Source organism: Neosynechococcus sphagnicola sy1, assembly GCF_000775285.1.
Classification (GTDB): Bacteria; Cyanobacteriota; Cyanobacteriia; order Neosynechococcales; family Neosynechococcaceae; genus Neosynechococcus; species Neosynechococcus sphagnicola.
Genome location: NZ_JJML01000064.1, coordinates 19,157 through 29,875, shown reverse-complemented (window position 1 = coordinate 29,875; position 10,719 = coordinate 19,157). Strand labels below are relative to the sequence as shown.

The window sequence follows — 10,719 nt, the reverse complement described above, 5'->3', positions numbered from 1 at the left end:
CTTCCTGTTGCGGTGATGTAGGTGATCAGAGCCGCACTGGTGGCAGCGTCTGCCTCCGTGCCTACGGCGGCAAAACTGACCGTTGTGCCCAATTGGGTAAATGTCGTCCGATCCAGCACCAGGTAATCTTGACCCGAGGCAAAGTCAGTAATGGTATCAATGCCAATAGTACTGCTATCAAACGGTACCCCCGTGTCAAAGATAAACCGATCATTGCCACTGCCCCCCGAGAGGGTATCGTAGCCGCTCCCACCGCTCAGTCGATCATTGCCACCACTGCCAATTAATTCGTCGTCTCCAGATTCGCCACTGAGAGAATCAGTTCCTCCACGCCCTTCCAGGTGATCATTTCCACTTCCGCCGATGATGTGGTCGTTCCCCTGGGAACCAATGACCCCCTCTATGCTCGCGAGTCGATCATTTTCGGTGCCACCACTGGTGATTCCTGTTTCCAGATTGATATCAATCCCAAGTGCGGCAGCGGTGTAGTCAACAGTGTCGATGCCATTCCCACCATCAAGACTATCGGTGCCATTCCCACCATCAAGACTATCGTTGCCATCGCCCCCAGCCAGGGTGTCATTGCCCTCACTCCCTAACAGCGAATCATTGCCGATGCCTCCACTGAGGGAGTCTGACCCATTGCCACCATTAAGGGTGTCGTTGCCATCACCACCCACGAGGGTATCAGGGCCGTCATTTCCGCGCAGACTATCGTTGCCAACTTCACCATTGAGCAAGTCGTGGCCTGCGCTGCCTAACAGTGTATCATCGCCATCACCACCATTGAGGGTATCGCCACTCCCACCGCCACCCAATAGATAATCGTTACCATCGTCGCCATTGAGGGTATAGTTACCTGTGGCAGAAGCAAGGATGGTAACGAGATCGTTGCCTGCCCCAGCAGTAATTATATTAGTGGCGGCAGCGGCAGTTGTCGTTGCGGTTATGACATCTGCACCTGCACCCGTCGTAATCGTCTGCTCACCCGCAGTCGATATTGCTTTCACGTTGACAGAATCTGCGCCAGTACTGGTAATCGTTTGCGCACCATCAGCTGATGTCGCTGCCACTTTAAAAAGATTTGAACCAACAATAGTTTGCGCACCTGCATTGGACATCGCTGTCACGGTGGCAAGACCTGCACCCGTCGTAATCGTCTGCGCACCTGCATTGGATATCGCTGTCACGGTGGCAAGACCTGCACCCGTCGTAACCGTCTGCGCACCTGCATTGGATGTTGCTTCTAGCAACACAGCCCCAGTAAACGAACTCATGTCAGTCGTGATGGCACCTGCACCAGATGTCGTTGTTAGACCAATACCTGCCGCCGCGAATGCTGCCTCAAAGGCAGTACCTGAGATAATGGTTTGTGCGCCATCATCTGTAGTGGAAATCACAATTTTTTCGATATTGGCAATATTGCTCCAAAGGTTGTCAGGTGGTGTGATTGCAGCTACCCCGAATAGGGGTAATCTTCAGCGTATCTATGCCTGCGTCACCATTGAGAGAATCTCCAATGGCAAATGTACCAGTCATTCCATCATTATAGGTGGCTATAAAAATGTCATTACCAGTTCCTCCATTAATGTTATCTATACCCGTTTTAAGCGTGAAATTTGCCATTATTAATCTCCTATCTATAACTTTTATAGCAGTCGATTATGGCGGCTGTGTCTAAAGATTATGCTCTTACCAATGACACTCTAACTGAACTATGTTTGAAACGATGTATATCTGATGTATATCTATAGTGATCCGCCCATTCAAGCGTGAAGTGCATCACCCAGAGATCTTCCCAAGAGAAGCTCACAGGGATACTCGGATGTTTACTAAAACACGGGGAAAACCCTACGAGCTATACACATTTTACAGTTTCCGAACGGTTTGAGCTATACCTCTGCGGACTGAAGTAGTCCCCAAAAATGGACAGGGGGTTAAGCTCTGAAGCACTCAAAAGAGGATAGGAGTAGTTCATGAGTAACAAACGTAAACAGTACAGTCCACAATTCAAAGCCAAAGTCTCTCTAGAAGCGGTTCGTTTCTAAAAAATCTTGATTTAAGACATGGAGATCTCAATTTTCAGAGCTTATGGATTCCTCAAAATTGTCTAGCCAGTTGAGTCCACCTCATTGATGATTGAAGCTAGACTCTGCATTACTTTTCTGGTTTTGAGATCGCGATAGTAGATTTTAAAAATAATGAATCTGTCGCTAGAATTTGAGATTTACGAATCAGATATTTGGATGAAAATAATGTCTACTTGCCCTTTTGCTCCGATATTTTATTGCACCATGCCTGCGTTGGAGTTGTCGTCTGGAAATACAGGAAGACACCCTTTAAAATGATTGTTCTTGGCAAGACGACCTCGGAGTTTCTTCCAGGCGCTCTAATAATACAGAAGTTCTAATAATTGAACCTGCACCACTTTCCCACTCCCTTAGACTGTTATAGCATTTCTCGGTCAAGTGGAGTACGACCCTAGTCCTGAATCTTTTGTCAGTCATTAATTGGCTGCTGTCAGTCAGGAATCGGCTGCACTTTACCAGCTTAATAACCACAATTTCTCGCTTTTAAACAGCATGGATCAGCTATTGACTCTGAGGGCTGGAGGGTAGGCATTCGGTGGTCACAAAGTTGCCCCGTCCACTCCCATTAGCTTCAGCGCAGAGCTTACCATTTTGATAAATGCTGATGGTCAAGTCAATGGCTTCCACCAAGCTACCACCGCTGGCAGAAACCGTTGCAGTCCGAGGTGCTTGGACTTGAATCACCTGGGGGAGAGTGCCATCAAAGCTTTGTGTGGCATAGGTACCATCCGGGTTGAGAATGGCATAGCTACCCCCAATATTGGCTCCTGGCGTGCCCCGCAACCTAATTTCATAGGGAATTGGATGGGAGAGGGGTTGAGCAACTGCCGCCATCGCCCATCCAAAACTGAGAAGGGGCAGGCAGAGGATGAATCGGTTGAGCGGTGACATCTAAACAGGTTCCTAATCTAGACAGGTGGATCATTTACAGCGGCAAGGCAACCATGGGTGGTAACTGCGGTTCACCGATGGGTTGGTAGAGAGTGTCGCGCTGTTGGGCGGGACGCCCTAAACTATGGATGGCAGTTTGGAGGGTCGCGGGTTCCAGAGAGGTGCCTCCCAGGGCTCCCGCCATGGTGGTGATGTGTTCCTCCATGAGCGTACCACCGATGTCGTCACACCCCCAGGTGAGGGCTTCAGTGGCTCCAGCCAGCCCCAGTTTGACCCAACTGGGTTGATGATGGGGAATCCAACGCCCCAGAAAGATTCGAGCCACCGCCATTAATAACAAGGCATCCGCCAGCACGGGTTGATCTCGCCCGACTCGACGGCGCAGCGGCTTCGGTGCCGCTTGACCTACAAAGGGGAGGAGAATAAATTCTGTCATCCCACGATATCCCTGTGCCTGTGCGTGTTGCTGCAGCGATCGCAGTAGAGTCAGGTGGTGAATCTGTTGTTCTGGGGTTTCGATATGCCCAGAGAGCAGGGTACTGGTGGTCGGTAAGCCCAGTTGGTGAGCCGTTTGGACAATTTCGATCCAGGTGGCCGTACTGATTTTTTCAGGACAGAGAATTTGCCGCACTCGATCATCTAGCACCTCCGCCGCCGTTCCCGGCATGGAGCCGACCCCCGCAGCTTGTAAGGCTGCAATCACCGCTCCATAGGTCAGCCCATCTTCCCGGGCAATGAATTGAATCTCCTGGGGAGAGAAGGCATGGAGATGGAGTTGGGGGAAGTGCTCCTGAAGGGATGCCACCAACCGCAAATAGTAGGGGAGGGAGGCTCCCTGAAGCTTAGCTCCTGGATTCAACCCCCCTTGCATACAGATTTCGGTTGCCCCTCGCTTAACCGCATCCGCAGCTTTTTCCAGAATCTGAGTCTGATCCAGCCAGAAGGCCCCCGCCTCATTCTCATCCCGACGGAAGGCACAAAACCCACAGTGCTGCTCACAGATATTCGTAAAGTTGAGATTGCGGTTGACCACGTAGGTGACGGTTTCACCCACTTGCTGACGACGAAGGGCATCGGCGGTTTCCCGAATGTCTGAGATCGCCCCGACATCGGTTTGCTGGAGCAAGACAACCCCTGCATCCGGAGAGAGATCGTAACCAGCCAGCACCCGACGGAGAATGAAACTCAGGCTATTCATGGGGACTATTCATGGGGTATCCGTCAGAGTTGACGGTGCAATTGTTCAGCCATCGCTAAATCTAAATAGGGGGTCAAGCTCACCTCTCCCTGGAGCACCGTCAGAGGTTGATCTGGCTCACCCAGATGATCTAAGACGACCAATGCTCCGCTAAAGTCGTGATCATGCGTATAGTCATTAACCGTGATCACGGTCTTCAATCCGGCTTGCTGTGCTGAAACCAGCCCATTGTAAGAATCTTCAAAGGCCAGACAGTCCGCCGCTTCTAAGCCCATCTTCTCTAGGGCATATTGATAAATATCAGGGGCAGGTTTTTTGGCCGGGACAATATCACCGGCTGCAATCACCTCAAACCATGACACGCCATCCGCCGGGAGGGTATGGCTAAGCAGCGCCGTTACATTCGCCGGGGTAGTGGTGGTGGCGATCGCCAGCCGCATATCCTGACTTCGGGCTTCTTCCAGCAACCGCCGCACCCCTGGACGGAGGGGAATCGCTCCGGTGGCTAGCAGTTGGGTATAGTAGTGGGTCTTGGCCTTATGCAGATCAGCAATTAAGGCTTTCAGGTTTGCGGGGCGCGGCCAGTCCGATCGATAGCAATCTAAATAGAACTGCATCCGCTCCTTGCCACCTGTGACTTGGAGTAACTCACCATATAACGCGACGGACCAATCCCAATCCAACCCAGCATCGGCAAAGGCACAATTAAAGGCTACCCGATGACCATCCCGCTCGGTATCGGCCAGGGTTCCATCGACATCAAAAATCAGGGCACGCAACTGGGGCATAGCAATGATGGTGCGGATCAGGCTGCTTAGAACATTCTCAAACTGTCATCCGCCAATTCTGGAAGGCTGTCTGACAGGCGATCACCTAGAGCTTTGTAGGGATGACCCTACCCAGACTTGCGCTCAGAGGACTCCAGCAACCACTGTACCGGAGAACTGGACTCAATTGCCGCCCACATTCAGATCTGTGCCGAACAGTTTGGCACCACTGAGGTTAATCCCTGTTGCCACTGCCCCCGCCACGTCGGTGTGGAACAACTGGGCATTGGTAAAGTTGACATTGGTCAAGTTGGCCTGATTCAACGTGGCATTGGTAACAAACGCGCCGGTGAGATTGGCTCCCTTGAGGTTGGCACCACTTAAATCTGCCCCTTCTAGGTTGGCATTGACCAATTTCGCACCCTGCAAGTTGGTGTCACGCAGGTCAGCCCCAATCAGATGGGCTTCGGTTAAATCTGCTCCAGACAGGTCGCACCCTGGGCATGCCCCAGTTTCTAGCAATTGTTGGACTTGGTTTGGGTTTTCTGCCCTGGCTGGCACGATGATTAGGGTCAATAAAGCCAGCGTTACTAGGATTGTGCGTTTCATCTTGATTCCCTCCCTGAGGTGGAGAAGCCGCCGCCTCTACTACTAGCAGTATGCTTCCGTAGATTCACCCTTGACTTCCTACGATTGGGTGAGAACGAAGACATACTGAACTGACGCTGGATACAGCCATCCTGACTGCAATTCCGGCGATCAGGGAGAGAGGTTAATCGCTGACTTCATTCACCGGGAAGCGATCGATCAGATGCATGGCTCGGTAAGCATTCAAACGTAGGGATTCTGGGATATAGGGGACGTGGGGAATCTGGGAGAGAAAATCAAGGGTGCGCCGCAGGATTCGCACCACATCTCCCTCATCCAGGCTGGTGTTGCTACAAAGGTCAACCCAGTTAACCCCCAGTGCCCACTGTTCGACGAGGGCGACCATCTCAAACTCTAGCCAGATGGGCATCACTACTTGATAGCGCCGCTGAAGTTGAAACAGTTGACGTCGTAAATTCCGGAGATTGGAGAGTGCCGCTTCCACCGCTGGCGAGAGACTATAGTGAGTCCAGCTATCGGGGCGAGAAACTTCGGTGACCAATGCCGCACAGGCGGCTGCTAAATGATGGGGGTCGAGATCGTCTAATTCGCCAGACATTAGGGCCAGTCCTAGCCACAGTTCATTGTCACCGCGAATTGCGGCGGTTGCCTGTCCCAAGACCGTCGGCACAAACCCATCCAGACACTCGAAGTATTTCAAAACATCAATCAAGCAGAGAAACTCTTCCCAATGGCGATGGGACTGCTGGTTGAGTTTTTGCTCTCGATCCGCCAGTTCTGCCTGGAGATCTTGAATCCGCCGTTGCCGTTTCAGCAGGGTGGGGCGATCGCTGCGCTGATGCAGCGGATGGGCTGCTACCTCGGATTGGGTAATCTCAACCTGGTGGAGTTGGACTTTCACCTCCGGAGCCATTTCCAGTTGGGGGGGTTGGGGAATCCGTCGGGCGATCGCTGCCGTCAAATCATTGCCTTGACGGGTTTGACCTGGTTTCAGGGGCATTTCGGGGGGAGGGCAAAGGTCATCGACCCCGGTAAGACGGGGAAACTCAGCGTGTAGACCCACTACATCCCCCACCGTCACAACATACCAGCGGTTATCCTTTCCCAAGCAAACTAGGTAGGGGAACTGACCTGACCCCTGGGCTTTAATCACCAGCACCGCAGGCAGGGGAAGGGCAGTGGCAACATGCCCTCCCTTGAGACTGAGGATCGTACCAGCAACCGCAAAGGTCAGAGCCAAGCCGAGATCACTGGCATGGACTTCCTGGTTTTGATGCTGCAAAATTTTCAGCAGCCGTTGCTCTTCCTTTAAGCGTTCCCGCAACTTTTCATATTGGTGGAAGAGTTGGGAGTCCACGGCTTCACACTGAGCCTGGACATGAGCCAATTCTGCTTTCAGTTGGGCGATCGCCTGCTGCTGGGGTTTGAGAGACAGGTTGGCCAAATATTGACCAAAACTCCGCTCCACCAACTCTTTAGCTTCCTCCAGGGTATGAATTTGTAACAGATTTAGCACCATCCCATAGCTGGGGGTAAACTGACTCACCAAAGGATCTGCCCCGATGGTTGCCAGGTAGGCGGCTTCCCGTGCCCCTTCAAAGGGAGTCTGCACGGTGACCACATGCCCCAAGGGATCCATGCCCCGGCGACCTGCACGACCTGCCATTTGGAGAAATTCCGAGGGGTTAAGGAGCCGATGTCCCAGATCCGTCCGCTTCGACAAACTCGAAATCACCGTAGTGCGAGCGGGCATATTAATGCCCGCGGCCAGGGTCTCGGTGGCATAGACTACCTTGATTAACCCCTGTTGGAACAGTTCTTCAACCAATCCTTTCCACGCGGGCAAGATGCCCGCGTGGTGGGCGGCAATTCCTCGGTGCAGGGGTTCTACCTGTCCAAAGCGGGCAGCGTCGGGATTGCGCAGCAAAAAATCCTTAATTTGGGTCTGCAACTGCGCTGCTTCCTCAGGATTCACCAGGGAGAGATTGCCTAGATCGGCAACCGCTTGATCACAACCCCGGCGACTAAAAATAAAGTAAATGGCCGGTAGCATATCTCGCTGGCGCAACTGACTGAGGGTAAAGGCCAGGGAGGGAACCGCATCCTTGCTGCGGCGAGTTTTATCTGGTGGGCGGCTTTTTTTTTCCTTCAGCCGGGGATTGACTTTGGTCTGACTGTCGTCTAGGAGGGGGAACAACCCCTTGGGGTTACAAAAGTGAAATTGCAGGGGAACCGGACGAAAGTCGGAGTAAATCAGGTCAGTGGGGCCATGCACCTGAGCAATCCAATCAGTAAGCTGGTCACTGTTGGCAACGGTCGCGGAGAGGGCAACCAATTGAATTTCCCTCGGGCAGTAGATAATCGATTCTTCCCAAACCGTCCCCCGCTGGCGGTCATTCATGTAGTGGCATTCATCTAGTACCACGGTTTCCACATCGGTGAGGGAGGTGCCCACTTCGCCAATCGGGGTTCCATAGAGCATATTACGGAAAATTTCGGTGGTCATCACCAGAATCGGTGCCTCTCGATTCACCGAAACGTCTCCGGTCAACAACCCAACCTTATCGGCACCAAATTGATGCCGAAAGTCCCGGAGTTTCTGGTTAGACAGGGCTTTCAGCGGTGTGGTGTAGAAGACACGCTTACCCCAGGCTAAGGCTCGATAGATAGCATATTCCCCAATCAGTGTTTTCCCGGAACCTGTGGGGGCGCAAACGACAACAGAGCGATTAGCCTCTAAGGCTGCGATCGCTTGATGCTGAAAATTATCCAGTTCAAAGGGGAAAAGGGTCTTCAGATCCAGAACTGGCGTTGTTAGGGAAACATTCACACCCAGGAATTCCAACAGGAGGACAGGTTAGGGGCAGTTATCCTCATAGATAGCTCTGCACCGTTTCCCCATCATTCTAAACTGCGACTTCTAGAATGCTGAATCAATGAGGGAAGGGATTTCCCCTTAGGATCTCAGACTCGATCACGAAGTGTCTGGGCAATCCCTGGGTCGGGGGGGGCGTTAACCGACGCTGGAAACTGCGATCGCGACAAACACCAACCCTGCCACCAAGGCTGCTGCACCGATACCCAACACCAGGTAATTGCGTTTCTCAGTATGGGTGGGTGGGGTCGCTTCGTACATCTTCGGCTCAACTGCAAAGTTATTGAGGCGACCACCGGGTTCTGTCGTATAGCGCATGAATTAAATCCTAACTTTTTATTTGTGTTAAGTAATTGTAACAAAAAACAGGATTAATTCGACAAGTATTTTTGTAATTCGTTACTCATTACCTGACTCCCCCAGCCCTAGTAATGTCAGAATCTATGGCTGAGCAGTCCCCGCTGCCAGATATTGGGCAATGGTGCGGCAATACGCACTGTAGACTGTCGATGCCCGAAACTCCGGGGGGCGAGGATAGGGAACCTCAATGGCGACATCGGCGACGATGCGGCCGGGGTGAGCCGCCATAACCACGACGCGGTTGGACAGATAAATTGCCTCATAGAGATTGTGGGTGACAAAGACAACCGTCCACTGCTTCTGGGTCCACAACCCCAGTAACTCGGTATTGAGCTTGCTGCGGGTGATTTCATCTAAGGCCCCAAAGGGTTCATCCATCAGCAGGATCTCCGGTTTGGTGACCATAGCCCGAGCAATTGACACCCGCATTTTCATCCCACCGGATAATTGTTGGGGGTAGCACTGCTCAAAACCCTGGAGGTCAACCATTGCCAGGGCTTCTGCCACTGCTGCTGTCGCGACTGACTTGGAGGTTCTGGCTAATTTCAACGGCAAGCCTACATTGTCCTGTACCGTGGCCCATGGCATTAAGGCGGCATCTTGAAAGACAAAGGCCAGCTTTCGGGGTGCAGTTTGGGTGCCCCAGCACAACTGCCCTGTGGTTAGCCGGCCTAGGCCAGCGATGATTCGTAGTAAGGTACTTTTACCACAACCAGACGGCCCCACCAGACTCACAAACTGGGCATCCTGGATGCTTAAGTTGATATCTTCCAAAACCCTGAGACCGTTGGCATAGTCTTTGCAAACATGACTGAGAATAATGGCAGGGTGAGAATTCATAGCAGGGGAGGGTTTTATCTTAGCGAGGTTGTAACCTGCCCTTATTGACAAATTGCAGCGTGTAGGCGCGGTGGTAGTCGGTGTTGGGTTTGACAATTCCCTGGTCAGCGATTAACTGGAAGAAGGATTGCCAGTGGGAATCAGTCATCGCCCCAATGCCGAGGGGGATTGCATCCCCTGAAATCACGATGCCATTGGCCTTCGACTGGGCAAGGCCATAGGCAATTTGTGCATCCTGCATCTGGGGGTTCGCTTGCTTGATCAACGCATTCCCAGGGGCAGGATCCCCCTCCAGGTAGCTATACCAGCCTTTGATGGAAGCATCAACAAACCGTTGTACCAGGTCTGGATTAGTTTCTACCAACGCTTGCTTGGTTTCAATGGTGGTGGCGTAGGGATTGTAACCCTGATCAGCCAGGAGAAAAATCACGGGCTTGAAGCCCCCTTGTTGTTCAATTGCCAGGGGTTCTGAGGTCAGGTAGCCCTGCTGCACCGAGTTTTTATCCGCTAAGAAGGCGCTGAGATTAAAGTTGTAGGGACGTTTCATGGTTTCGGTGAATCCGTATTTGGCCACCAAAAACGGCCAATATGTAACATTGGCAATGGCGGAAACAAAGATTGGCCGTCCTTTCAGTGCAGCTAGGGACGTTGCCCCCGTATTGGGATGGGCCATCAGAACCTGGGGATCTTTCTGGAAAATTGCTGCGACGGTAACCTTGGGAATTCCCGCTTCTACCGCTTGAAGGGCATCCGCAGAAAATCCCATGTAGAAATCCACTACGCCCCCCAGGAGCAACTGGGTACCGTTCACCTGAGGGCCCCCCATCTGAATCTTGACATCCAGACCATGATCGCGATAGATCCCCGTAGCAACCGCTTGGTAAAACCCACCATGCTCGGCTTGGGCAAACCAGTTGGTGCCGAAGGTGACCTTGGTCAATTCTCGGGTCAATGCAGGCGGTTGGGGAGGTGATCCACAGGCGGTGATAAGGCCACTTCCAAGGGAAATAGCCCCATACTGCATGAGCTGGCGACGTTTGATCGACATGGGCAAAGAAGCAACCGCTTAGAGGGGGGGGCGGTACGGGG

General features: G+C 52.4%; 10 protein-coding genes. All 10 read right to left on the bottom strand.

Annotation, left to right across the window (positions count from 1 at the left end; translation table 11 throughout):
* Positions 1 to 1,400, bottom strand: a 1,400-nt coding sequence (locus tag DO97_RS24160) for a calcium-binding protein (RefSeq protein WP_052128962.1), incomplete at its 3' end; no start/stop codon positions are given.
* Between the two features lie 37 nt (positions 1,401 to 1,437).
* Positions 1,438 to 1,626, bottom strand: a complete 189-nt coding sequence (locus DO97_RS18775; RefSeq protein ID WP_036536419.1) for a hypothetical protein — start codon at positions 1,624 to 1,626, stop codon at positions 1,438 to 1,440.
* A gap of 965 nt (positions 1,627 to 2,591) precedes the next feature.
* Positions 2,592 to 2,981 carry a hypothetical protein gene (locus tag DO97_RS18770; RefSeq protein ID WP_036536417.1) on the bottom strand — a complete coding sequence of 130 codons (390 nt, stop codon included), beginning with the start codon at positions 2,979 to 2,981 and terminating at the stop codon, positions 2,592 to 2,594.
* Between the two features lie 34 nt (positions 2,982 to 3,015).
* Entirely contained in the window at positions 3,016 to 4,179 is a 1,164-nt protein-coding gene (cofH, locus tag DO97_RS18765; RefSeq protein ID WP_036536415.1) for a 7,8-didemethyl-8-hydroxy-5-deazariboflavin synthase subunit CofH, read from the bottom strand.
* 23 nt (positions 4,180 to 4,202) lie between these two features.
* Positions 4,203 to 4,967, bottom strand: coding sequence for an HAD family hydrolase (locus DO97_RS18760; protein WP_036536414.1), 765 nt, complete (start codon positions 4,965 to 4,967; stop codon positions 4,203 to 4,205).
* Positions 4,968 to 5,129: 162 nt separating this feature from the next.
* The gene (locus DO97_RS18755; RefSeq protein ID WP_036536412.1) at positions 5,130 to 5,555 is read right to left on the bottom strand and encodes a pentapeptide repeat-containing protein; all 426 of its coding nucleotides are present in this window, start codon (positions 5,553 to 5,555) and stop codon (positions 5,130 to 5,132) included.
* Positions 5,556 to 5,718: 163 nt separating this feature from the next.
* Entirely contained in the window at positions 5,719 to 8,385 is a 2,667-nt protein-coding gene (locus DO97_RS18750; RefSeq protein ID WP_036536431.1) for a DEAD/DEAH box helicase, read from the bottom strand.
* Positions 8,386 to 8,568: 183 nt separating this feature from the next.
* Positions 8,569 to 8,748, bottom strand: coding sequence for a photosystem II assembly protein Psb34 (psb34, locus tag DO97_RS18745; protein WP_036536410.1), 180 nt, complete (start codon positions 8,746 to 8,748; stop codon positions 8,569 to 8,571).
* A 123-nt stretch (positions 8,749 to 8,871) separates the two neighbouring features.
* Positions 8,872 to 9,630 carry an ABC transporter ATP-binding protein gene (locus DO97_RS18740; protein ID WP_036536408.1) on the bottom strand — a complete coding sequence of 253 codons (759 nt, stop codon included), beginning with the start codon at positions 9,628 to 9,630 and terminating at the stop codon, positions 8,872 to 8,874.
* A gap of 19 nt (positions 9,631 to 9,649) precedes the next feature.
* Complete coding sequence (locus tag DO97_RS18735) at positions 9,650 to 10,678, bottom strand: ABC transporter substrate-binding protein (RefSeq protein WP_036536406.1); 1,029 nt, start codon at positions 10,676 to 10,678, stop codon at positions 9,650 to 9,652.
* Between the last annotated feature and the right edge of the window lie 41 nt (positions 10,679 to 10,719).

What these genes read in the sequence shown, in the direction of transcription:
- DO97_RS18775 (WP_036536419.1), bottom strand. Translation starts at nt 1,626, where the DNA reads ATGGCAAATTTCACGCTTAAAACGGGTATAGATAACATTAATGGAGGA.
- DO97_RS18770 (WP_036536417.1), bottom strand. Translation starts at nt 2,981, where the DNA reads ATGTCACCGCTCAACCGATTCATCCTCTGCCTGCCCCTTCTCAGTTTT.
- cofH (WP_036536415.1), bottom strand. Translation starts at nt 4,179, where the DNA reads ATGAATAGCCTGAGTTTCATTCTCCGTCGGGTGCTGGCTGGTTACGAT.
- DO97_RS18760 (WP_036536414.1), bottom strand. Translation starts at nt 4,967, where the DNA reads ATGCCCCAGTTGCGTGCCCTGATTTTTGATGTCGATGGAACCCTGGCC.
- DO97_RS18755 (WP_036536412.1), bottom strand. Translation starts at nt 5,555, where the DNA reads ATGAAACGCACAATCCTAGTAACGCTGGCTTTATTGACCCTAATCATC.
- psb34 (WP_036536410.1), bottom strand. Translation starts at nt 8,748, where the DNA reads ATGCGCTATACGACAGAACCCGGTGGTCGCCTCAATAACTTTGCAGTT.
- DO97_RS18740 (WP_036536408.1), bottom strand. Translation starts at nt 9,630, where the DNA reads ATGAATTCTCACCCTGCCATTATTCTCAGTCATGTTTGCAAAGACTAT.
- DO97_RS18735 (WP_036536406.1), bottom strand. Translation starts at nt 10,678, where the DNA reads ATGTCGATCAAACGTCGCCAGCTCATGCAGTATGGGGCTATTTCCCTT.